Consider the following 22894-nt stretch of genomic DNA (forward strand, 5'->3'; position numbering starts at 1 on the left):
CCGGACGACCGGCTGCCGTCGTGTCACATGGCGCATGGCGTCACTTCGCGCACACCGTCTGGTCCGCGGCGACCTGCTTCACACCCTCCGGCGCCTTCGCCGGTCCGGCGATGGGGACGCCCGCGTCCTCGAAGTCGTCGCCGAGGGTGAGCTTCATCGGCTCCATGGCCTGGGCGTCCTGCGCGCCCTGGACCATGGCCGTCGCGGGCAGACCCATCAGGTCCGCCAGCTTGCGCGCCTGGTCGGCCTGGTTGGGCGCGTACTCCAGCCGGGTCTTCTTGAGCTTGGGCCCGTTGCCCTCGTTGCTCGACTTCAGCACGCCCTGCTGGGTCTGGAGCCAGGTCAGGGTCTCCCCGGCGGCTCCCTGGGTCTCGCTGCCGTTGAAGATCTGGACCCTGACCTCGGACGCCTCGGCACGCGGACCCTTCAGCAGGGCCTCCTGCTTCTTCCTGGCCGCGGCCTTGGCGTCCTTCTCCTTCTTCTTCACCTCGGTCAGCGAGGTGTCGTTCCTGATCATCGAGAAGAGGGGCTTCGCCTTGGCCTCGTCGAGCAGGACGGTCACCTTGTCGGTGTTGTCCACCACGGGCACGGTCACGAAGGCGATGTTCTTCGGGTTCACTTCGGCCAGCTCCAGGGCCAGTTCCTGGAGCTTCTTGATGCTTCCTATGCCGGTGTCGACGGTGAGCGCGTCGATGACCGCCTCCGCCAGACCGAACATCTTGCTGGGGTTGGTCAGGGTGTCGCCCGACTTCATCTTGCGGATCATCGAGCTGAGGAACTGCTGCTGGATCTCGATCCGGCTCAGATCGCCGCCGAAGCCCACCGAGTGCCGGGTGCGCACGAAGGCGAGCGCGTCCTCGCCCTTCAGATTGTGCGTACCGGCGGGGAGGTTGAGTTTGGAGTCCTTGTCGTTGATGGCCTTGCCGAGGCAGACCTCGACCCCGCCCACCGCCGTCGACATCGTCTTGACCGCGTTGAAGTCGGCCATCATGAAGTGGTCGATGGGGACGCCGGTCAGTTCGGTGACCGTGCGCATCGAGCAGCCCGGGTCCCGCCCCTCCTGGCCCAGACTCTCGTTGAAACGGGTGTTCAACGAGCCGGGGACCGTCATCGTCCCGTTGTCCGTCTTCGTCTCGCAGTCGGGGATGGTGGTGAGCAGATCGCGCGGGATCGACAGCGCTGTCGCGTTCGTCCGGTCCTGGGAGACATGGAAGAGGATCGTGGTGTCGGCGTGCCCGGCGCTGTTGCGGTCGCCGTAGGACGTGTTGCCCGCGCCGGTGCGCTTGTCCGTGCCGAGGACCAGGATGTTGATGGGCCGGTCCTTCCGGAAGCCGCCCGTGCCCGCGCCCTTGACGTCCAGCGTGTGCAGACCGGAGTTCAGCCGCTCGTAGACGTAGTACGCGGCGGCCGATCCGGCGACCAGGACGAAGCCCAGGACACCGCCGGTCCACACCAGGGCCTTCTTCTTGCGGGCCGCGGGGGGCTTGCGCTTGCGGCGGCTCGGGGGCGGGGACTGCTGACCGCCGCCGTCACGTCCCGAGGGACGGTTCGCCGCCCGCCCGCCCGAGCGGCGGGAGCGCTGCGCGGGCACTTCGGCGGACCGCTGCTGTTCCCGCCGCCCCGCCGCCCGTCCGCCGGGCCGCGGGGTGCCCTGCCGGGGCACCTCGGGCCGGGCCGGGGCGCCGCCGGGGCTGGGCAGATCGGCGGGGTCGAACTGCTCCAGGGGCGCCGTCGCGTCCAGCGGGGCGGCCGGGGCACCGGATCTGAGGCCGGGCTGCGGCGCGGGCGCCGGATGCGGAATGGAGTGATCCAGTCGCAGCTCGTAGTTGCCGGTCTGTGGGTTGAATACCCACTGGTCGGCGGGGTCGAAATCGTCCCGCCCACGGCTCTGCGCATCCACGGTTTTCTGAATCCTCCGTCGCTGCCACGCGAAGCGCCTCCCCCACGGGCGCTCGGCCTCCCGGTCCAGCAGTACTGTCACACGGACCGGGAAAGCCGGATCGCGTCACACTATCCGCCCAGTTCACAGTCGAGCGACGCCAGTGACAAATTCCACGTCGCTTACAAGCGGGCAATACGCCCAATCCGTATGGTGTGAACCAGAGCTTGGTCTGCGTTTTACTTGCACATGCCCACCGCCGCATTGGTTCCTGTGTACGTGGGAGAGGGATCGGGGACAGGGGAAGTGGATGGATCGACTTCCGGCTTCCGCTCGCCGATCTGGCTCATTTGAGACTTGCTCATACCGTCTGTGGTGTCCGTGTTGCCCGCGCTGCCTGTTTCGTTCGGGTGGCTGTCCCGGGGGAGCACCGTGATGGGCCTGTCCTCGCGGAGCTGCCGGAACAGCAGATCGGCGGCGGGCTGTATCAGTTCGTCCCGGTTGCGGTCGGCGGAGTAGGGCTGCCGGGGCACGGTAAGGAACTGCACCTTGCCGGTGGGTATGTCCTGCACCGAGCGGGTGAGATCGTACAGATCCTTCAACGAGTCCAGCCCCGGGTCGGTGGTCAGCGAGGTGGTCGCGGCCTGGAGCACCGGGTAGAGCCTGCCGGGGTTGAGCAGCACCCCGTTGCTCTGCACCTTCTTCACCAGGGAGCCGAGGAACTGCTGCTGGCGGTCCATCCGCCCGGTGTCGCTGCCGTCGCCGATGCCCTTGCGCGCCCGGACGTAGCCGAGGGCCTGCTCGCCGTCCAGCGTCTGCCGGCCCGCGTCCAGCGTGAGACGGGCGTCCGGGTCGTCGACCGGCTCCGCGAGGCAGACCTCGACCCCGTCGACCGCGTCCACCATCTTCTTGAAGCCCCGGAAGTCCACGATGACGTGGTGGTCGACGCGGATGCCGGTCATCCGCTCGACCGTACGGATGGTGCAGGCGGCCCCGCCGAACTCGAAGGCCCAGTTGAACTGGGCGAACTGCGCGGTGCTGCGGGAGCCGTCGGCACGGCGGCAGCTCGGTATCCCCACCATCAGATCGCGCGGTATGGACATCGCGGTCGCGCTGCGCCGGTCGGCGGCCAGATGGAGCAGGATCGTGGTGTCGGCGCGCTGGCTGCCGCCGTCGTCCCGGCCGTACTTGCCGTTGCCCTTCCCGGCCCGGGTGTCGGAGCCCAGGACCAGGATGTTGCGGGCGTCGTGGACGACGGGCTTCGGCCGCTCCCGCTCGTAGCTCCTCAGCTCGACGGTGGTGGCGGTGTCGGTGGTGATGTTGGCGTCGAGCCGACGGTAGAACCACCAGGTCGTCGCGGCGGCTGCCAGCAGGACGAACGAGGTGGCGAGAGCGGCCCAGCGCAGCCAGCGCCAGCGGCGGGCGGGCGCGGGGCCGTCGTCCGTCCGCCGGGCGCTGTCGCCCACGCCCGTGGCTTCGGCCCGTACCTCGGGCTCGGCCAGGGTGCCGGCACTGTCGGTCACGTCTGTGTCCATTCTTCTTGGCACCGGCGGCACGCCGGACACCGGTTGCAGGGGTAGACGGCTGAACAGGGAGCTTGGTTGTGCGTTAAAGCATGCGTTTTCGGCCAGTGGCCACGGGAGTTGGGGGTTCCGTGGCGGCGCTCCAGGTGAGGGGCCGGGGGCCGGGTGCGGGGCAGGGAGAGACCAGAGAGGAAGGAGGAGGAGAGAAAGAGAGGAAAAGAAGGCTGGGGAGGGAGGGAAGGAAGGGAGGCAGACGGGAGGAATGAGGAAACGGAAGGGGGAGGAGTCAGGAAGAGCGGGCAGAGGGGGGAGAGGGGGGAGAAGTGAGGGAGACGGAGGAGGGGCAGGGGAGGCGGGCGGGGAGAGCGGGGCCGGGCGAGGCGGGGCCGTGGCCAGAGCCGTTCCGCGGGCCTGTTCCACCGCGCCCACCGCGCCCGCCGGGTGCGCCGGATGCCGCGGGCCGGGCGCAGGGTATCCGGTGCGCCGGGTGCGCGGGATGTGCCGGGACCGGCCCCCACCGGCGTCCGGCGGGGCCCGGCCCGTCCTCGTCTCAGCGGGTGTGGGTCACCTGCTCCGTCTCCACCCTGCGGCGCAGCCCGTCCTCGGGCAGCCGGTCGAGATGGCGGCAGAGCACCACCGAGCCACCGGCGGCCAGCGGTGCGAACAGGCCCGTGGACAGCCCCTCCCAGGTGCCGAAGGACCGTCCCGTCAGCACCCGCGACCCGGCCGTGAGCCCCAGCTCCGCCGCGTCGGCCCGGGCCCGCGCCACCAGCTCCGCGCCGCTCAGCTCCACACCGTCGACCACCAGGGCCGCGGCGTCCGGGTCGACCGGCGCGTACGGGGCGAACCGGTCGCCCTGCGAGGGCACCTCCACCGCGTAGTCGGCGAACCCGGCCGGGGGCTCGGGGAACCGGCCGCCCAGCGGACGCAGCGCCAGCGCCACCCGCTCACCGCCGCAGGCGCGCGCCGCGTCCAGCGTGTCCGGGCCGCTGACCACCAGATCGGCGTCGGCCGGATCGCCACCGATCTCGACCGTCACGCCCGCCGAGGCGGCGGCGATCAGCCAGACCGCGCTCTGCCAGTGGGCGGGCAGCAGCAGCGCGAGCCGGTCGCCCGGCTCGGCCGCCAGTTCGTCCTGGAGCAGATTGGCCGTCTTGGCCACCCAATTGGCGAAGGTGGCGACGGACAGTTCGACGCGCTCACCGGTGGCGTCGTCGTAAAACGTGACCAAGGGCCGCGCGGGGTCCGCGGCGAGCGCGGATCGCAGCAGGTCGGCAGGGGTACGGTCGCTGGCGTTCATCAGCGATAGGGTACGCGCCACGCCGTGCGCGGGGGCCGCCGTCCCGGTGAGCGGATACCCCGGTCGGTCCGACACGCCGTCACGTTCCCGGCGGGCGCGTCCCGCGCCGACGGCTCAGGATCTTCTGCATGCGTGGACATCTGGTCAACCCGATCGGCGTCGCGGTCTCCGCGGCGCTCGCCCTCCCGCTCTCCCTCTCCCTCCCGGCGGCCTCCACGGCCTTGACGGACACAGCGGCCTCGACAGGCTCAGCGGCCTCGCGGACCCCGGCGGCCTCGGGGGCCCCGGGGCCCGGCGCGACGGCCGATGGCGCCGGACACCTCCGGTCGTCCGACGGCATCCCCGGGACGACCCAGTCCCTCGCGCTGCTCCCGCCCGCCCCCGCCAGCCGGTCCGTCGCCCCCGCCCTCGAACGCTCCCTGCTCCGCCCCGAGGTCACGCCCTTCTCCCTGCTCGGAGTCGTCTGGGCGGACCCGGCGAGTGAACTGCTCGGCACCGTCCAGGTCCGTACCCGGCCCATCGGCGCCACCCGCTGGACGGGCTGGCAGAGCGTGGAGACCCACCACCACGAGCACGGCGCCGACCCCGGCACGGCCGAGCACCGGGCGGCCCGCGGCGCCACGGCCCCGCTGTGGGTGGGCCCGTCCGACGGCGTGGAGGTCCGGGTCCGGCCCCGGGCCGCCGAACCGTTCCCCGCGCCCTCGCTGCCGCACGGGCTCCGGCTCGAACTGGTCGACCCGGGCCGCCCGCCCGCGGGCTCCGCCGCCGCCCGGCCCGAGCCGGCGCGCGCCCCGGACGCCCCGGCGGCGATCCCCGCGGCCCCCGCCGCCAAGCCGTACATCGGCCCCCGGCCGAAGATCGTCACCCGTCAGGGCTGGGGCGCCAGCGAGTCGCTGCGGGAGAAGGGTTTCGCGTACACCAAGACGGTGAAGGCGGCGTTCGTCCACCACAGCGCCACCGGCAACAACTACAGCTGCAAGCAGGCGCCCTCCGTGCTGCGCGGTATCTACCGCTACCACGTCGTGAGCAGCGGCTGGCGGGACATCGGCTACAACTTCGCCGTCGACAAGTGCGGAAACATCTACGAGGGCCGCGCGGGAGGCGTCACCAAGGCGGTGCGGGGCGCGCACACGCTGGGCTTCAACACCAACAGCATGGGCATCGCGGTACTGGGCTCGTACAGCCGCTCGACCCCGCCCGCGGCGGCCGTCACCGGGATCGCGAAACTCACCGCCTGGAAGCTCGGGCTGTTCCAGGGCAACCCGAAGGGCAGGGTCACGCTGGTCTCCGGGGGCAGCGGCAAGTACGCCAAGGGCCGGAAGGTCACGTTCAACGTCATCTCCGGGCACCGCGACGGCTTCAACACGGACTGTCCGGGCGCCCGCCTCTACGGGAAGCTCGGCGGGGCGCGTACGGCGGCGGCCGGTTATCAGGGGCGCTGACGGGCGGGGCCGCCCCGGCGGGCCCGGGGCCGGGCTCTCCGCGGTGGCGCCGGTCGGTGCCGGTCGGTGCCCTTCGGTGCCCGGACGTGCCTGTAGGTGCCGGTCCGTGCTGGTCCGTGCCCGTCGGTACCCGTCCGTGCCCGTCGGCGTTCACCGGCGTCGATCGGTGTTCATCGGTGTCCGTACGTGTCCGTACGTGTCCGGCGGATCGGCCCACGGTAGCCGCCGTCGCTGCATAAACTGACCGATCTCTGATCAATCTCTGACCGATCTCGAACGAACGACCCTTCTACGCATGCCCCCTCCGGCCCGGAAACAGGAAGCAGAGACGACAAGGTGACAGAAGCGATCCTCCTGGTCGGCGGCAAGGGCACCAGGCTGCGCCCGCTCACCGTGAACACCCCCAAGCCGATGGTCCCGGCGGCGGGTGTCCCCTTCCTCACGCACCAGCTCGCGCGGGCGAGGGCGGCGGGCGTCGAGCACATCGTGCTGGCGACGTCCTATCTGGCGGAGGTCTTCGAGCCGTACTTCGGGGACGGGTCCTCCCTCGGCCTGCACCTGGAGTACGTCACCGAGGAGGAGCCGCTGGGCACGGGCGGGGCGATCCGGAACGTGGCCCACCGGCTGCACTCCGGCCCGGACGACCCCGTCCTGATCTTCAACGGGGACATCCTGACCGGCCTGGACATCCCGGCCCTCGTCGAGGTGCACCGGGCGAGCGGGGCCGAGGTCTCCCTGCATCTGACCCGGGTGCCGGACCCCCGCGCCTTCGGCCTGGTCCCGACGGACGCGACCGGCCGGGTCACGGCGTTCCTGGAGAAGCCGCAGACCCCGGAGGAGATCGTCACCGACCAGATCAACGCGGGCGCGTATGTGTTCCGCCGGTCGGTCATCGACACCATCCCGGCGGGCCGTCCCGTCTCGGTGGAACGGGAGACCTTCCCGGAGCTGCTCGCCGCGGGCGCCCACCTCCAGGGCATGGTCGACTCGACCTACTGGCTCGACCTCGGCACCCCGCAGGCGTTCGTCCGCGGCTCCGCCGACCTCGTCCTGGGCCGCGCCCCCTCCCCGGCGGTGCCCGGCCGCTGCGGCGACCGGCTCGTCCTGCCGTCCGCCCGGGTCGCCGCCGACGCCAAGCTGACCGGCGGCACCGTCGTCTGCGAGGGGGCGACGGTGGCCCCGGGCGCCCGGGTCGACGGCAGCGTCGTCCTCGCGGGCGCGGTCGTCGAGGAGGGCGCCCGGATCTCGTCCTCCCTGATCGGCGCCCACGCCCGCATCGGCGCCCGGACGATCCTCACCCACTCGGTCATCGGCGACGGAGCCACCGTCGGCCCCGACAACGAACTGCGGGACGGCGCCAGGGTGTGGTGCGACGCGGTCCTCCCGGCGGCTTCCCTGCGCTTCTCGTCGGACCAGTAGGGGCCTCCTGGGCCTCCTGCGGCCGATCCTGCGGCGGGCCGGGGCCGCCCGGCCCTGGCTGCGTCCCGGCAGGGTGGCTCTCCGGTGCCGATGGGCCGCCTCCCGGCCGGAGCGCGGGCCCCTGAACGCTCCCGGGACGGGTGATCCCGGGCCCGCGCGGTCATCGCCCAGACCCTGGCGGGCGGATTTCCCGGCCCAGGCGGTGCCGGACGAACCCCGGCCGGGGAGCGAGGCGCCCCAGGCCGGGTGGTGCCCGGGCGACGCCCGGTCCGGTGCCCCGGACGGGGGCGGCGCGGGCCCGTGCCGGCCGTGTCAGGGCGGATCTGCCCGGGGGCGACGGCGGTGGCCCGGGCCCTCCCGGCCCGGCGGCGGTACACGTCCAGCGCCCGGCCCGGCCCGGCCCGGCTGCGGACCAGGAACGGGATCAGGGAACGGGAACGGGATCGGGGGTCGGGGCTCGGGAACGGGAATCGGGATCGGGGCCGCGGGTCGGGAACGGGATCAGGCATCGGCGACGGGGCCGCCGGCCAGCCGGGGGCACCGCCTACCCTCGGAGGTGAACCCGGGCGACGAACCCGGTCCATGCCGTCGCGGTCGTCGCGCGCGACCCGTTCCGAGGGATTCCGTGTCAGGCCGTTTCCAGCCCGCCCCGCGCCCCGCGCCCGCCGCGGCGCGCCCGGTGCAGCCGTCCGCCCCGGCCCGCCGCTGGACGCCGCCCGGACCGCTGGACCTGGGGCTGGTCCTCACCCCGTTGCGGCGCGGACCGGCGGACCCCACCTACCGCGCCACACCCGACGGCGCCTTCTGGCGGACGAGCCGCACCCCCGAGGGGCCCGGCAGCCTCCGGATCACGGCCGTCGGCGACCAGGTCGAGGCCCACGCCTGGGGGCCGGGCGCCGCCTGGCTGCTGGACGGGCTGCCCGCGCTGCTGGGCGCCGACGACGACCCCGGCGCCCTCGTCCCCCGGCACCGGCTCGTCGCGCTGTCCCAGCGCCGCCGCCCCGGTCTGCGCCTCACCCGTACCGGCCTGGTCCTGGAGACGCTGATCCCCACGATCCTGGAACAGAAGGTCACCACGGACGAGGCGTACCGCGCCTGGCGGCTCCTCGTCCGGAGGCACGGGGAGGCCGCGCCCGGGCCCACCCCCGGTCTGTTCGTGCTGCCCGACGCCCGCACCTGGTCGCTCGTCCCCTCCTGGGAGTGGCACCGGGCCGGGGTCGACGACAAGCGCGCCGCCACGATCCTGCGCGCGGCCCGCGTCGCCCACCGGCTGGAGGAGACGGCCGGGCTGCCGCCCGAGCAGGCCCGCGCCCGGCTGGAACTGATCCCCGGCATCGGGCCGTGGACCTCGACCGAGACGGTCCAGCGCAGCCACGGCGCCCCCGACGCCGTCACCGTCGGCGATCTCCATCTCCCCGGGATCGTCGGATACGCCCTGACCGGGAACCGCGACGCCGACGACACGGCCATGCTCGACCTGCTCGCGCCCTACGCGGGCCAGCGCCATCGCGCGGCGCGGCTGATCCTGCTGAGCGGCAGGGTCCCGCCGCGCCGCACCCCGAAGATGCCGCGCGTGCACATCGGCCGGCTCTGACGGCCCCGCCGGGGCCGCGACCGGTTCCCCTTCGACGGGAACGGCCCGGATCGACGGGGAACGGCCCGGACACGGGACGGTCGGGGCACGCACGGCACGGGCCCGGCGCGGCCCGGACACCGGACGGTCAGCGCACCTCGATGAACGCCTCCGGCTCCCGCCCCGGCCGTTCCTTCGGCGGCGCCGCCGCGTGCCCCACGGCCACTGCCCCCATCGGGTCCCAGTGCTCCGGCAGCGCCAGCACGCTCCGTACGACGTCCCGGCAGAACATCGTCGACGACACCCACGCCGACCCCAGGCCCTCGCCCGCGAGCGCCACCAGCAGGTTCTGCACCCCGGCGCCCATGGCCACCACGAACATCTCGCGCTCGGCGGTGTCCCGCCGCGCGTCGCCGTAGTGGTGCGAACCGTCCGCCACCAGACAGGGGACGACGAGATACGGGGCCCGGCGCAGCACCTCGCCGCGCCGCACCCGTTTGGCGATCGACTCCTCGGACTTCCCGTCCCGCCGCAGATCCGCGATCCAGGCGTCCCGCATCGCGTCCAGCAGCTCCGTGCGCGAGGACTCCGATTCGAGCAGGACGAACCGCCAGGGCGTGGTGTGGTGCGGAGCGGGCGCGGTCACCGCGGCGGCCACCGCGCGCCGCACCGCGCCGGGGTCGACCGGCCGGTCCGTGAACTCCCGCACGGTGCGCCGCTGCGCGACCGCCTCCCGCACCGCCTCGGAGGTGCCCAGCCGGAACAGGTCCCCCCCGGCGGAACGCACCAGCGCCCGGGCCCCTGTCCCGCGCTCCGTCCCCTCGTCCCCGTCGTCTCCTGGGCGGTCGCCCACGAGCCGCCCGAGCCCGCGCACCACGGCCACCGGCAGCCCCGCCGCCTTGCCCTTGACGAGATCACCGGCGGCGGCCAGCTCATCGGCGGTGGCGACGATGGTCGCGGTCAGCGGATTGCCGTACGCGTCGGTCCCGCCGCGCAGATCGTCGAGGACCGCGACCCCGTCGGCGCCGATCGCGATGTCGGTCAGACCCGAGCGCCACGGCCGCCCCGAGGTGTCGGTGACGACGACCCCCACATCCACGCCGAGCGCCGCGCGCAGCCCGGCGCGGATGGCGCGCGCGGAGGCGTCGGGGTCGGTGGGCAGCAGCAGCACGGTCCCGGAGGGCGTGTTGGACGCGTCGACCCCGGCGGCGGCCATCACCAGTCCCAGCCGGTTCTCGACGATCCGCAGGGTGCCGCGCCGGGCGACGACCCGGACGGTCTCCGCGTCGATGGCGGCCTCGCGGTCGGCGGCGGCGAGCACCCGGCCCTCGGCCTTGCTCACGATCTTGGAGGTGACGATCAGGATGTCGCCGTCGGCGAGACCGGGCCGGGCGGCGGCGATCAGCGCCGCGATGTCGTCACCGGGCCGCACCTCGGGGAACCCGGTCAGGGCCCGTACGGAGAACGAGGGCGCGTCCCCCTCGCCGACGGCCGCCCCGGGCCCGCCGAGCACGGACGGGGTTTCGGACGGGGTGCCGAACGGCGGCGCTCCGTCGAGCGGCGCGGGCCGCCCCGGCTCCGCGAGGTGCGGCGCACCCGCGCCGGACGCCTGCTCCACGGCCGCCCGCGCGCGGGCCTCAGCGGACGCCTGCGCGCGGGCCTCAGCCGACGCCTCAGCCGACGCTTCGGCGGATGCCTGCGCGGATGCCTGGACGGATGTCTGCGCGGCTGCCCGGACCGGTTCCTGGAAGGCGGTCATCCCCGCACCTCCTCGGCGAGCGCGAGCGCCTGCCGCGCCATCTCCGCGGTCGCCGCCAGGTCCGTCATCATCAGCGGCACGGCCCGGCAGCGGATGCCCGCCGCCTCGACCTCGGCCACCGCCGCCGTGTCCACGGTGTCCACCAGCCAGCCGTCCAGCAGCCCGGGCCCGTAGTGCCGTGCCACGGCCGCCGCGGTGGCCTCGACGCCGACCGCGGCCAGCACCTTGTCGGCCATCCCGCGCACGGGGGCGTTCCCGACGATGGGGGAGAGCCCCACGACCGGGACGCCCGCCTCCGCGACCGCCTCCCGGATGCCCGGTACGGCGAGGATGGTGCCGACGCTGACGACCGGGTTCGACGGCGGGAAGAGCACCACGTCGGCGGCGGCGACCGCCTCCAGCACACCCGGCGCGGGCTTGGCCTGTTCGGCGCCGACGGGGACGACGGCCTCGGCGGCCACGGAGGCCCGCAGCCTCACCCAGTACTCCTGGAAGTGGATGACCTTCCGCTCCCCGTCCAGCTCCACGGCCACATGGGTCTCGACGCGGTCGTCGGACATCGGCAGCAGCCGTACACCGGGCTGCCAGCGGGCGCAGAGCGCCTCGGTGACCGCGCTGAGCGGATAGCCCGCCGCGATCATCTGCGTCCGGACGATATGGGTGGCGAAGTCACGGTCGCCGAGCCCGAACCACTCCGGGCCGACGCCGTACGCCGCCAGCTCCTCCTTGACCTTGAAGCTCTCGTCCTGACGCCCCCAGCCCTGCTCCTCGTTGATGCCGCCGCCCAGGGTGTACATCACGGTGTCGAGGTCGGGGCAGACCTTGAGTCCGAACAGATGGATGTCGTCCCCGGTGTTCCCGATCACCGTGACATCCGCGTCGGGCGCGGCCCGCTGAAGACCACGCAGAAAACGGGCACCACCGATGCCCCCGGCCAGAACCACAATGCGCATGCGCTCAGTTTGTCAGGCGGAGGACGTCCGTCGCGGTACGGGTGGTGGCCGTCGGCTGCGGGGCGGTGACGTTCGCGTCCGTGTCCGCCGTACGGCCGGCCGCGCCGTGCATCGGCATCTCGGTCAGCCCGGGGAAGTAGACATGGAGGGAGACCGCGGGCTCCAGCGCGTCGTTGACCACATCGTGCGCATGCCCGGGGGCGAAGACCCGCTGCGCCCCCGCGGCCAGCGTGTGCGGTCCCCGCCGTGTGTGCTCGGTGAGGGTGCCCCGGAGGACGGTGAGCACTCCGGACGAGCGTCCGTGGTCGTGGGCCCCGCTGCTCTGCCCCGGCAGCCAGGAGAGCAGCCACACCTCGTAGCCGGGGCCCGTCCGCAGCCGGTGGTACCAGCGGGTGGTGGCGTCGTACCGCACCAGTGGCGCCCACCGCGCCCGGTCGGCGGCGACGGAACGGGCGAGTCCGACGAAGTCGGCGACGGTGCTGGGGTGTTCGGCGGCGGGCTGGAGCAGATGCTGGACGGCGAGGATGTCGCCGGCGATCTGGAGGTCGCTGTCGCTGTTCATGGCTGCGGTGGTTCCTCGGCGGATGCGTGCGGACAGGTGCGATGAGCTGCGCGGCGCGTCACGACGGGGCGGCGGCTCGGCGGCATCGTCGGCGCGGGGCGAAAGCGTGGGACACGGACCGCGTCGGCACGGTTCGCCTGCGTCACGCGGTCATACGGTCAGGACGGCAGTCGTGCGGGAAAAGCCGGATCGGCTGTGCCGGCACGAGCGGCGGCATCGACAGCTGGGATCAACAACAGCTGGAACAGCAACAGCGCGCCTGGACAGCACTGCGGAACCCGCGGACGGGGGTCGCGAAAGATGCTGAGGTGGCTGGCATGGCACCCAAGGTGACGGGTGGGCGTCTTACATGTCAACTCAATGACCGATTTGGCGGCAATGTTTCACCTCATGCGGTCACGGAATCCGCAGAAAGGTTTGCTCGCTCCGCCGGGCGGAGACACGGGCAGCAGCCCCGTGCCCGCTGTGGCCCCGTACGTGTGAACCCCGTCGAACCCCGTCGAACCCCGTCGAACCCCGTCGAACGCCGTCGGGCTCCGTCGAATGCCACTCGTGTCACTTGTGTCACGCGGAACGGCGGTGACCGCGCTGTGATCCGTGTCGCCCCGGTGGCCGGATCGCAACAAGATCGATCGCCGCACCGTCTTCACTCGTGCGGGGGGAGGGTGTGCCCGGGGCGGCGGAACTGGCCGCTGGCATGTGTCAGATTTTTGGTGATTTGAACACTTTCCGCATAGCCTTGGTTCCGCAGAGTGAATACCTGGCCCAATAGCAGATCCCCGCTTGACTGGGGCGAAGCACGTACTTGTAATTTCACTCGTGTCGTTTGGCCGAAATCGCTCACGGCAACATCACGGGGACGCAAAGACAGACGAGGGGCGCACATGACCGAGCTGTTCGAACAACTGCTGGTCGAGGACGCGGACGACGAAATCGGCTGGCAGGAGCGTGCGTTGTGCGCCCAGACCGATCCAGAGTCCTTCTTCCCTGAAAAAGGCGGTTCCACACGCGAGGCCAAAAAGGTCTGCCTCGCCTGCGAAGTCCGCGCCGAATGCCTTGAGTACGCGCTCGCCAACGATGAAAGATTCGGAATCTGGGGCGGACTGAGCGAGCGTGAGCGGCGTCGGCTGAAGAAGGCCGCCGTCTGAAAACCCAGCGAATATCCGGGAACCGAATCCGGGGCGGCCCGCGAACCGGAACGGTAACCCGGCCGCGGATACCGAGGATACCGGCGAATCCGCCGACAGCCCCGATACCGCCACCACGTTCATTCCCGCTCCGCCGCGCGTCGGACGACTCCGCATACGGCGGCGGCGGACAACGGAAAACCTGTCACGGTCCGCCGTCGCGGCGTCAGCAGACGCCGGAGCGATCGGCGGACCGTTCTGTGTTCCCGGGGCCAGGCCCGGGCCCCGGGCTTGAGCCGGTCCCGCCTCCCGGCCCCTCCCGGAGGGCCCCGGGCCCGCCCACCGGACCGGCCCCGGCACACCGGCCCGGGAACCGCGCCCGCCCCTTGGGGAAGGGCTCCGCCGGGAAGGGCCCCGCGGCCCTCCGGGAGGCGTTCCGCACCGCCCGCCGCCGCCCGTGCGGAGCACCCCGTTCCCCCCGCTTGACCACGCCGTTGACACCAGCGCTGTTTTCCGGACGAATCTCCATCAGAACCCCCTGTACGCCCCGTCTCCCCCTCCCCACCCGTCACCCGCTTCGCGCCCCTGGACGGTGCACGGGCGTTAGTGTGGGGCCCCGTCCCAGACGCTTTCGCGCCCCCGACGGGGCGACCACGGCCGGAGGGCCCGTACCCCCATGTCCGCCACCACCGCCGCGTTCTCCCCCGCGCATCCGCCGGAGTTCCCGCGGCATGTCGTCACCGCCGTCCTCGTCGCGCACGACGGCGCACGCTGGCTCCCCGACGCCGTCGCCGGGCTCCTCGGCCAGGACCGCCCCGTGCAGAACGTCATCGCCGCCGACACCGGCAGCGCCGACGACTCCGCGCGGCTGCTCACCGAGGCGTTCGGCCCCGACCGCGTGCTCCATCTCGCCCGGCGCACCGGCTTCGGCGCCGCCGTCGACGAGGCCGTCCGCACCGCGCCCGTCCTCACCCCCGAGGACCTGCCCTACCTCAAACGCCCCAGCGGCTGGGACCCCGTCACCCGCACCTGGCAGGACGACGCCTACGACCTGCCCGACCTGCCCCACGGCGAACCGGTGCAGTGGCTCTGGCTCCTCCACGACGACAGCGCCCCCGAACCCGGCGCCCTCACCGAACTCCTGCGCGTCGCCGACTCCGACGCCGACGCGGCCGTCCTCGGCCCCAAGCTCCGCGGCTGGTACGACCGCCGCCAACTCCTCGAAGCGGGCGTCTCCATCGCCAACAGCGGACGCCGCTGGACCGGCCTCGACCGGCGCGAACAGGACCAGGGCCAGCACGACCAGATCCGCTCCGTGCTCTCCGTCTCGTCCGCCGGGATGCTGATCCGCCGCGACGTCTTCGAACGACTCGGCGGCTTCGACCGCAGACTCCCGCTGATGCGCGACGACGTCGACCTGTGCTGGCGCGCCCACGCCGCCGGGCACCGCGTCCTCGTCGCCCCCGACGCCGTGCTCCGCCACGCCGAGGCCGCCGCCCGCGAACGCCGCACCGTCGACTGCGCCGGACGCTCCGTCGTCAACCCCCACCGCGTCGACAAGTCCGGCGCCGTCTACACCCTCCTCACCAACGCCCGCGCCGCCGCCCTCCCGTACGTCCTCCTCCGGGTCGTCCTCGGCACCGTGCTGCGCACCCTCGCCTACCTCGTCGGCAAGGCGCCCGTCCAGGCCGTCGACGAGGTCATGGGCATGGCCGCCGTCCTGCTGCGCCCCGAGCGGATCGTCGCCGGACGCCGCAGGCGGGCCGCCGCCCGCACCGCCGACACCCGCGGGCTGCGCCCCCTGTTCCCGCCGTTCGGCGCCACCCTCCGGGTCACCGCCGAACGCGTCGCCGGACACTTCGGCGCGGACGGCTCCACCGACGCGGCGGGCTCCCGCCACGGCGGGACCATCGGCGCCACCGAGTCCGGGCCCGGCGGCGAGGACGCCGACTATCTGGAGATCGAGCAGTTCGCCCGGTTGAAGAAGATCGCGCGCAGGCCCGCGCCCGTCCTCTTCGCCCTGCTGTTCCTCGTCTCCCTCGTCGCCTGCCGCGGACTGCTCGGCTCCGGAGCGCTCGCGGGCGGGGCCCTGTTCGCCGCCCCCGACGGACTCGCCGAGCTGTGGTCGCGCCACGCGGACGCCTGGCACCCCGTCGGTACCGGCGGCACCCAGACCGCCCCGCCGTACCTCGCGATCCTGGCCACCCTCTCCGCGTTCTTCCTCGGCTCCACCGGCCTCGCCCTCACCGTGCTGCTCGTCTGCTCGGTCCCGCTGGCCGGACTCAGCGCCTACTTCGCCTCCCGCCCGCTCGTCGGCTCCCGGCTGCTGCGCGCCTGGGCGAGCGTCGCGTACGCCTTCCTGCCCGCCGTCACCGGAGCGCTCGCCACCGGACGGCTCGGCACCGCCGTCCTCGCGATCCTGCTGCCGCTGATCGCCCGCGCCGCCGTCGCCGCCCACGGCTTCGGCCGCTCCGGGCGCGGAAGCTGGCGCGCCACCTGGACCTACGCCCTGCTGCTCACGACCGCGACCGCGTTCACCCCCGTCGTCTGGGCGCTGGCCCTCGTGCTCGGCCTCGGCGCGCTCGCCGTCCGCCGCTCGGCCCTCAAGGTCCAGGGACCGCGCTTCCTCGCCGTCGCCGCTACCCCCGTACTGGCGCTCGCGCCCTGGTCGTTCACGGTGCTGACGGACCCGTCGGCGCTGCTGCGCGAAGTCGGCGTCGACATCGGCGGAGCGGGCGCCTCCGCACTCGACCTGCTCGGCATGAGCCCCGGCGGCCCCAAGGCCGTCGGCGGTCTGCTGCTCATCGGTGTCGTGCTGGCCGCCCTCACCGCGCTGCTGCGCGAGGACCGGAAGTTCGCGATCCGCACCGCCTGGGCCGTCGCCCTCGTCGGCCTGCTGTTCGCCGTCGTCACCAACCGCTCCACCTGGGCCGGGCCCGCGACCCTCGTCTACGGGGCCGCGCTGCTGGCCGCCGCCGTCCTCGGCGCCGAACTGGGCCGTACCCGTGTGGGCGCGCGCAGCTTCGGCTGGCGGCAGCCCGCCGCCGTGCTCGTGGCGCTCGCCGCCGCGCTCGGCCCGCTGATCGGTGCCGCCGTGTGGATGGTCGGCGGCGCCGCCGGACCGCTGGAGCGCCGCGACCCCGTCCAGGTGCCCGCGTTCGTCGCCGAGGAGAGCGGCACCGAGGACCAGCCGCGCACCCTCGTCCTCGGCGGCACCTCGGCGGCGGAGGTCTCGTACACCCTGCTCCGGGGCTCCGGCGGACGGCTCGGCGACGCCGAACTCGCGGCTGCCGCCGATCCCGACCCCCGGTTCGACACCATGGTCGCCAACCTGGTCGCGGGCTCCGGCGCCGACCAGGCGGGGCAGCTCAGCGGCTACGCCATCCGCTATGTGCTCGTCCGGGACGGGGCGCCGCGCGAGTTCTCCCGCGTCCTCGACTCGACCCCCGGCCTCAACCGGCTCAGCCAGCTCGACGGCAGCGCGCTGTGGCGGGTGAACCGCCAGGTGGCCCGCGCGATGATCATCCGCGAGGACGGTGATCCGCTCCCTGTGGAGACGGCGGAGGTCGGCGCGGACACCAGGATTCCCGCCGGTGGCGCGGGCCGGATCCTGCGCATTGCCGACCGGGCGGACGAGGGCTGGCGGGCCACGCTCGACGGCCGCGAACTGCCCGGGAAGACCGTCGACGGCTGGGCGCAGGGCTTCGAACTGCCCGCGGCGGGCGGTCGGCTGACCCTGTCGTACGAGAACCCGACCGGCCACACGGTCAGGGTCTGGGCGCAGGGGCTGCTCGCCCTGGTGCTGATCGTCCTCGCTCTGCCGGGCCGCCGGGTCGACAACGACGACGACCTCCCGGAGGAGCCGGAGGCCGCCGTACCGCCGCCCGCGCGGGGCGCCGACGCCGACGGGCGCAGGGCCCGCAGGCTGCGCGCGCAGACGCCGCCGCTCCCGGCGGACGCACTGCTCCCGGCGGACGCGGTCGACCTGACGGCCCCGGTGGCACCGGACGGGCCGTTCCCCGCCGCCGCGCCCGGGGAGCCCCCGTATCCGTACGGGTACGGGGACATCCCCCAGCAACAGCAACAGCAACAGCAACAGCAACAGCAACAGCACGAGCACAGCGGGCCGCAGGCGCACGGTCAGCCGCAGCCGCAGCCGCAGCCGCAGCCGCAGTCGCATCAGCAACAGCACGCGCAGCACCGGCACGGTCAGCCGCAGCCCGGCGGGTATCCGGAACCGTTCCCGCCGCAGGCCCCGGGCCCCTGCGGCGGCGAGGGCGGCGGGTACGGGACACCGGGCGGGTACGGCGGAGCCGACCCGTACGGCCGGACCGCCCACGGCGCCCCGGAGTCCGCCGCTCCGCAGAGCGGCCTCCCCGGCCCCCGCGCCCCGCACGGCGGCGGAGACCCCGCCGCGCCCTACGAGCCGCCCATCCCGTACCAGGGGTACGACCAGGCCGACCCGTACGGCACCGCCGGGTACGACCGCCGTGCGAACCCCGACGGCCGGGCGGGCCACGACAGCGACGGCCAGGGCGCGTACGGCCCGTACGACCCCTCCGGCACCGACCCCCACACCACCCGAGGCGAGTGAGCGTGAAGCGCACGACCATCTCCCTGCTCGCGACCGCCACCGCGCTCGCCGCGATCACCGCGGTCGCCTCCCTGACCGCGCCCGGCGCCGCGGAGACCACGGCGGAGGCGAAGGCCCCGGCCCGGCTGCCGATCGAACGGTCCAGCCTGCTCTGCCCCGCCCCCAGCGGTTCGGACGTGGCCGAGACCCGCTACACGGCCTTCACCCCGCCCGCCCTCTCCGGCCCCGGCTCACGGTCCACCGAGTCCGGTGGGACGGGCGAGAAGGGTGAGCTTGGTGAGACGGGCAAGGCAGGTGAGTCCGGTGGGGCACGGCCGACGGCCGGGCTGCGGCCCTCGGTCTCGGGCCAGTCGGAACGCCGCGTCGAGCCCGGACAGTCCCGCCCCGACCCCCGCGCCGCGGGCAAGCCCGTCGTCCCGCTGACGGAACCCGGCACCCCGGTCTCCGCGGAGGAGAGCGCGCCCGACGCCCCGGCCCTCGTCGGCACCGCGACCGGCCGGCTCGCCCCCGGCTGGACCGCGCAGCAGACCACCGTCGTCGCGGCCGGAGCCACCCGGGGAGCGCTCGGTCTGAGCTGCACCCCACCCGAGACGGATCTGTGGATTCCAGGGGCCTCGACGGCCAAGGAGCGCCAGGACTACGTCCATCTCACCAACCCCGACGACTCCCCGGCCGTGGTCGACATCGAGATGTTCGGCGCGAACGGGGAGCTGAGGACCACCCTCACCGAGGGCATCCCGGTGCCCGCCCGCGCCGGTCTGCCGATCCTGCTCTCCACCCTCACCGCGGATGTGGCCCCCGATGTCACCGTGCACGTCAGCACGCGCTCGGGGCGGATCGGCGCCGCGGTGCGCGTGGGCGAGGCGGAGACCGGGAGCGACTGGCTCACCGGGGCGGCCCGGCCCGCCGCGACCGCCGTCCTGCCCGGCATCCCGGCCGACGCGACCTCCGTCCGTCTCGTCGCCTACGCACCCGGGGCCCACGACGCCGAACTGAAGGTCGAACTGGCCGGTCCAGAGGGCCGGATCGTGCCCGCCGGAAGCGAGTCACTGCACGTCAAGGCGGGGATGACGGCAAGCATCGACCTGGGGGACGTCACCCGGGGCGAACCCGGCTCACTGATCGTCAGCCCCGAGGAGGGCGCCCGCGCGACCCCGGTGGTCGCCGCGCTGCGCATCGTCCGGGGCGAGGGCGACGAGCGGGAGATCGCGTTCATCCCGGCGACGGTGCCGGTGGGGGAGCGGGCCACCGTCGCCGACAACCGGGCCAAGGGCTCGACGCTGTCCCTCACCGCGCCCGAGAAGGAGGCCAGGGTCCGGGTGACCGCGTCGGCGGGCACGGAGGGCGGCGCGCCGGTGACGAAGACCTACACCGTCCGGGCGCGGACGACCCTCGCGTTCCCCGTTCCCGTACCGGCGGGGGTGAAGGGCTCGTTCGCGCTGACGGTTCGGACGGAGTCCGGCGGTCCGGTCCATGCGGCGCGGACGCTGGAGCTGCCGGAGAACGGCGTCGAGATGTTCACCGTGCAGCCGCTCCAGGACGACCGGGGCACCGTGGCGGTACCGAAGGCACAGCCCGACATGTCCGTACTGGAGGACTAGCCGCTCCGTTCGCCGCGCGCGGCTCCGGCTTCGGCTCAGCCTCGGCTCCCGGCGTCGGCTCGGCTCCGGCTCAGCTCTCGGGGGAACGCAGAACGCGCAGATGCCCGCGGCGGGCGACCTCCATGGGGTCCGCCGCGCGCCGTCCGCCCTGTGCCTCGGCGGCCCGTCCCTGTGGACGGGCGGCCTCCCGCACGGCGTTGGCCAGGGCCTCCAGGTCGTCACCGCTGGGGCGGGCCGGAGCCGAGGCGTCCGTGAGCCGGACGACCTCCCAGCCGCGCGGGGCGGTCAGGCGTTCGCTGTGCTCGGCGCACAGGTCGTAGCAGTGGGGCTCGGCGTAGGTGGCGAGCGGACCGAGGACCGCGGTCGAGTCGGCATAGACGTACGTCAGCGTCGCGACGGCAGGCCGACCGCACGCGGTGCGCGAACAGCGACGTACAGGGCTCACGACGTTGGACGGTACCGCACTCTTGAGCGGGCTGCGACGACTCTCCCCCGCGTCACCCCACCGTGTCGTGGTCTGCGGGCCTGTTCGGAGGGGCTCCGGAGGAGGGCTGTGACCTGCACGGAAAGGGGTGTACGGGACAACGACCCCGGTAGATTCAGTCATGACATGGTGTAAATCAGGTCATTCGCGCTCCCCTCGCCGATCGCGCCCGGTCGATGGACCGGCCCCGGGTGCCGATCGAACGCTCATGTGGCGACATATCGACCCCCGCCCCGGCCCCCGCCCCGTTTCCGGCGCGGGGGGTCGATCGCTGCGGGTGCGGGAGAGTTACGCTGCGTCAGTGATGGACAGTCCCCCACCGCACGGCCCGGCCGAACCGAGGCCGCGCCATCGTGACCGCCACGGCCGAGGTATGCGCGGACCGGTCACCCCGCCCCAGGTCCCGCTGGCGGCCAGCAGGGCCGAGGCGTTCAGCGACCTCGTACAGGACTCGGTGGAACGGCTGGAGCGCCGCTGGCCGCAGCTCGCCGATGTCGACTTTCTCGTCATGGATGTGCCGTATGTGACGGAAGATACGGTTCCGCTGGGCAGCTCCGCCCCGGCCGGACGGGACAGCCCCGCCCGCGTCGTGATCTACCGCCGCCCGGTGGAGATCCGGGCGAAGAACCGCGAGGAACGCGCGCTGCTGGTGCACGAGGTCGTGGTGGAGCAGGTCGCGGAGTTGCTGGGGCTCTCCCCGGAGTCGGTGGACCCGCGGTACGGCCAGGAGTGAGGCGTGCCGGTAGTTTGAGGTGACCGCAGAGACTTCCAGGAGGGTTGGGCCCGTGGCTGCTGATCTGTCGCAGATCGTAAAGGCGTACGACGTGCGCGGAGTGGTGCCGGATCAGTGGGACGAGGGGCTCGCGGAACTCTTCGGAGCGGCTTTCGTCCAGGTCACCGACGCCGGTGCGATCGTCATCGGCCATGACATGCGGCCCTCGTCCCCGGGGCTCGCCGCCGCCTTCGCCCGCGGCGCCACCGCCCGCGGGGCGGACGTCACCCTGATCGGCCTCTGCTCCACGGACCAGCTCTACTTCGCCTCCGGGCACCTCGGGCTGCCCGGCGCCATGTTCACCGCCTCGCACAACCCGGCCCAGTACAACGGCATCAAGATGTGCCGGGCGGGCGCGGCGCCGGTGGGCCAGGACACGGGCCTCTCGGACATCCGGGCCCTGGTCGAACGCTGGTCCGACGAGGGGGCGCCCGAACCGGCGGCCGAGCCCGGCACCGTGACGGAACGTGACACTCTGGACGAGTACGCGGCCCATCTGCTCTCCCTCGTCGACCTCTCCGGCATGCGGCCCCTGAAGGTCGTCGTCGACGCGGGCAACGGCATGGGCGGCCACACCGTCCCCACCGTCCTCGCCCCGCTGCCGCTCACCGTCGTCCCCCTGTACTTCGAGCTGGACGGCACCTTCCCCAACCACGAGGCCAACCCGCTGGACCCGGCCAACATCGTCGACCTCCAGCAGCGCGTCCTGGCGGAGCAGGCCGATCTGGGCCTCGCCTTCGACGGCGACGCCGACCGCTGCTTCGTCGTGGACGAGCGCGGCGAGGGCGTCTCCCCCTCCGCGATCACCGCCCTGGTCGCCGCCCGCGAACTGGCCAAGCACCCCGGCGGCACGGTCATCCACAACCTGATCACCTCCTGGTCGGTCCCGGAGGTCGTGCGCGAGATGGGCGGTACGCCCGTCCGCACCCGGGTGGGCCACTCCTTCATCAAGGAGGAGATGGCCCGGTCCGGCGCGATCTTCGGCGGTGAGCACTCGGCGCACTACTACTTCCGCGACTTCTGGAACGCCGACACGGGCATGCTCGCCGCGCTCCACGTCCTGGCCGCGCTCGGCTCCGCGGACGTCCCGCTCTCGGCGCTGGTCCACCAGTACGACCGCTACCACGGCTCCGGCGAGATCAACTCCACCGTCGACGACCAGGCCGCCCGCCTCGCCGCCGTCCGCGCGGCCTTCGCCTCCCGCCCCGGCGTCACCATCGACGAGCTGGACGGCCTCACCGTCACCTCCGCCGACTGGTGGTTCAACCTCCGCCCCTCCAACACCGAGCCCCTCCTCCGCCTCAACGTGGAAACCCGCGACCCGGCCACCCTCGCCCCCCTCCGCGACGAGGTCCTCTCCCTGGTCCGCACCACCGCCTGAGGTGCGGGCGCCTCCATCTCCCACATCAGCCCCTCCGGCGATGGAGGAGTGGGGGCGCAAAATCCAGCCCTGCGAGGGTGCCCCTTCCGGTTCCGGGGAGATGGAGGAGTGGGGGCCCAAAATCTAGCCCCGTGAGGGTGCCTCTTCCGGTTCCGGGGCGATGGAGGAGTGGGGGCGCAAAATCAGTTCCGTGGGGGTGTCCTCCCTCGGGGAGACCGAGGAGCGGAGGGCCAATTCAGCCCTGTGGGGGTTTCCTCCCTCGGGGAGATGGAGACGCGGGGGGCCAAAATCAGCCCCGTGGGGGTGCCTCTTCCAGGGGGATCAAGGAGCGGGGGGGCGCAAAATCAGCCTCTTGGGGGTCCCCCCGGACGGAGTCTGGGGGAGATTGAGGAGCGGGGGTTCGGGGGCCGGCCCCCGACGACAACCCGCGCGCCGCGGAGGACCCGAGGACCGACGACCCCCGCGCGCCACAGCAAAACGCGGCGCAGACCCCCCGCACCCCCGCCGGACGGCGACCAGGCACCG

At 73.5% G+C, this 22894-nt stretch carries 15 protein-coding genes; 8 read left to right on the plus strand and 7 right to left on the minus strand.

Annotation, left to right across the window (positions count from 1 at the left end):
* Positions 1 to 40: 40 nt before the first annotated feature.
* The 3 genes from CRV15_RS17795 to CRV15_RS17805 all read right to left on the minus strand — a co-directional run bounded on the left by CRV15_RS17795 (position 41) and on the right by CRV15_RS17805 (position 4702).
* On the minus strand, positions 41 to 1900 hold the full coding sequence (locus CRV15_RS17795) for an LCP family protein (protein WP_009996359.1): 1860 nt from the start codon (positions 1898 to 1900) through the stop codon (positions 41 to 43).
* Between the two features lie 218 nt (positions 1901 to 2118).
* Positions 2119 to 3414, minus strand: coding sequence for an LCP family protein (locus CRV15_RS17800; protein ID WP_003956765.1), 1296 nt, complete (start codon positions 3412 to 3414; stop codon positions 2119 to 2121).
* A 538-nt stretch (positions 3415 to 3952) separates the two neighbouring features.
* Positions 3953 to 4702: a TIGR03089 family protein gene (locus tag CRV15_RS17805; RefSeq protein ID WP_029182942.1), complete on the minus strand. Its 750-nt coding sequence runs from the start codon at positions 4700 to 4702 to the stop codon at positions 3953 to 3955.
* A gap of 128 nt (positions 4703 to 4830) precedes the next feature.
* On the opposite strand from CRV15_RS17805, the gene CRV15_RS17810 reads away from it, so the two are divergent.
* The 3 genes from CRV15_RS17810 to CRV15_RS17820 all read left to right on the plus strand — a co-directional run bounded on the left by CRV15_RS17810 (position 4831) and on the right by CRV15_RS17820 (position 9157).
* Entirely contained in the window at positions 4831 to 6144 is a 1314-nt protein-coding gene (locus CRV15_RS17810; RefSeq protein WP_003960680.1) for a peptidoglycan recognition protein family protein, read from the plus strand.
* 336 nt (positions 6145 to 6480) lie between these two features.
* Entirely contained in the window at positions 6481 to 7563 is a 1083-nt protein-coding gene (manB, locus tag CRV15_RS17815) for a mannose-1-phosphate guanylyltransferase (protein ID WP_003960679.1), read from the plus strand.
* Between the two features lie 625 nt (positions 7564 to 8188).
* Positions 8189 to 9157, plus strand: coding sequence for a DNA-3-methyladenine glycosylase family protein (locus CRV15_RS17820; protein ID WP_003956772.1), 969 nt, complete (start codon positions 8189 to 8191; stop codon positions 9155 to 9157).
* 127 nt (positions 9158 to 9284) lie between these two features.
* Here CRV15_RS17820 and CRV15_RS17825 read toward each other — a convergent pair whose 3' ends face one another.
* Genes CRV15_RS17825 through CRV15_RS17835 form a run of 3 tightly spaced genes read right to left on the minus strand, consistent with a single transcriptional unit; the run spans position 9285 to position 12410 of the window.
* Positions 9285 to 10895 carry a coenzyme F420-0:L-glutamate ligase gene (locus CRV15_RS17825; protein ID WP_003960678.1) on the minus strand — a complete coding sequence of 537 codons (1611 nt, stop codon included), beginning with the start codon at positions 10893 to 10895 and terminating at the stop codon, positions 9285 to 9287.
* Complete coding sequence (gene cofD / locus CRV15_RS17830) at positions 10892 to 11848, minus strand: 2-phospho-L-lactate transferase (protein ID WP_003956774.1); 957 nt, start codon at positions 11846 to 11848, stop codon at positions 10892 to 10894. Before cofD ends, CRV15_RS17825 begins: the two co-directional genes overlap by 4 nt.
* 4 nt (positions 11849 to 11852) lie before the next feature.
* On the minus strand, positions 11853 to 12410 hold the full coding sequence (locus CRV15_RS17835; RefSeq protein WP_003956775.1) for a cysteine dioxygenase: 558 nt from the start codon (positions 12408 to 12410) through the stop codon (positions 11853 to 11855).
* Between the two features lie 884 nt (positions 12411 to 13294).
* On the opposite strand from CRV15_RS17835, the gene CRV15_RS17845 reads away from it, so the two are divergent.
* The 3 genes from CRV15_RS17845 to CRV15_RS17860 all read left to right on the plus strand — a co-directional run bounded on the left by CRV15_RS17845 (position 13295) and on the right by CRV15_RS17860 (position 19732).
* Positions 13295 to 13558: a WhiB family transcriptional regulator gene (locus CRV15_RS17845; RefSeq protein ID WP_003956777.1), complete on the plus strand. Its 264-nt coding sequence runs from the start codon at positions 13295 to 13297 to the stop codon at positions 13556 to 13558.
* A gap of 655 nt (positions 13559 to 14213) precedes the next feature.
* Positions 14214 to 18131 (plus strand): glycosyltransferase family 2 protein, encoded by a 3918-nt coding sequence (locus tag CRV15_RS17855; protein ID WP_003956778.1) that lies wholly within the window; start codon positions 14214 to 14216, stop codon positions 18129 to 18131.
* A 2-nt stretch (positions 18132 to 18133) separates the two neighbouring features.
* Complete coding sequence (locus CRV15_RS17860) at positions 18134 to 19732, plus strand: DUF5719 family protein (RefSeq protein ID WP_003960676.1); 1599 nt, start codon at positions 18134 to 18136, stop codon at positions 19730 to 19732.
* A 70-nt stretch (positions 19733 to 19802) separates the two neighbouring features.
* Here CRV15_RS17860 and CRV15_RS17865 read toward each other — a convergent pair whose 3' ends face one another.
* Positions 19803 to 20177 (minus strand): DUF3499 domain-containing protein, encoded by a 375-nt coding sequence (locus CRV15_RS17865; protein ID WP_003956781.1) that lies wholly within the window; start codon positions 20175 to 20177, stop codon positions 19803 to 19805.
* A gap of 343 nt (positions 20178 to 20520) precedes the next feature.
* Between CRV15_RS17865 and CRV15_RS17870 the strand changes: the two genes are divergently transcribed.
* Together CRV15_RS17870 and CRV15_RS17875 are read left to right on the plus strand one after the other, a co-directional pair.
* Positions 20521 to 20949 (plus strand): metallopeptidase family protein, encoded by a 429-nt coding sequence (locus CRV15_RS17870; RefSeq protein WP_174391376.1) that lies wholly within the window; start codon positions 20521 to 20523, stop codon positions 20947 to 20949.
* Positions 20950 to 21001: 52 nt separating this feature from the next.
* Complete coding sequence (locus tag CRV15_RS17875) at positions 21002 to 22369, plus strand: phosphomannomutase/phosphoglucomutase (protein WP_003956784.1); 1368 nt, start codon at positions 21002 to 21004, stop codon at positions 22367 to 22369.
* Positions 22370 to 22894 lie beyond the last annotated feature (525 nt).

Source organism: Streptomyces clavuligerus (assembly GCF_005519465.1).
Lineage (GTDB): Bacteria > Actinomycetota > Actinomycetes > Streptomycetales > Streptomycetaceae > Streptomyces > Streptomyces clavuligerus.

What these genes read in the sequence shown, in the direction of transcription:
- CRV15_RS17800 (WP_003956765.1), bottom strand. Translation starts at nt 3,414, where the DNA reads ATGGACACAGACGTGACCGACAGTGCCGGCACCCTGGCCGAGCCCGAG.
- CRV15_RS17805 (WP_029182942.1), bottom strand. Translation starts at nt 4,702, where the DNA reads ATGAACGCCAGCGACCGTACCCCTGCCGACCTGCTGCGATCCGCGCTC.
- CRV15_RS17810 (WP_003960680.1), top strand. Translation starts at nt 4,831, where the DNA reads ATGCGTGGACATCTGGTCAACCCGATCGGCGTCGCGGTCTCCGCGGCG.
- CRV15_RS17825 (WP_003960678.1), bottom strand. Translation starts at nt 10,895, where the DNA reads ATGACCGCCTTCCAGGAACCGGTCCGGGCAGCCGCGCAGACATCCGTC.
- cofD (WP_003956774.1), bottom strand. Translation starts at nt 11,848, where the DNA reads ATGCGCATTGTGGTTCTGGCCGGGGGCATCGGTGGTGCCCGTTTTCTG.
- CRV15_RS17835 (WP_003956775.1), bottom strand. Translation starts at nt 12,410, where the DNA reads ATGAACAGCGACAGCGACCTCCAGATCGCCGGCGACATCCTCGCCGTC.
- CRV15_RS17845 (WP_003956777.1), top strand. Translation starts at nt 13,295, where the DNA reads ATGACCGAGCTGTTCGAACAACTGCTGGTCGAGGACGCGGACGACGAA.
- CRV15_RS17855 (WP_003956778.1), top strand. Translation starts at nt 14,214, where the DNA reads ATGTCCGCCACCACCGCCGCGTTCTCCCCCGCGCATCCGCCGGAGTTC.
- CRV15_RS17870 (WP_174391376.1), top strand. Translation starts at nt 20,521, where the DNA reads ATGGACAGTCCCCCACCGCACGGCCCGGCCGAACCGAGGCCGCGCCAT.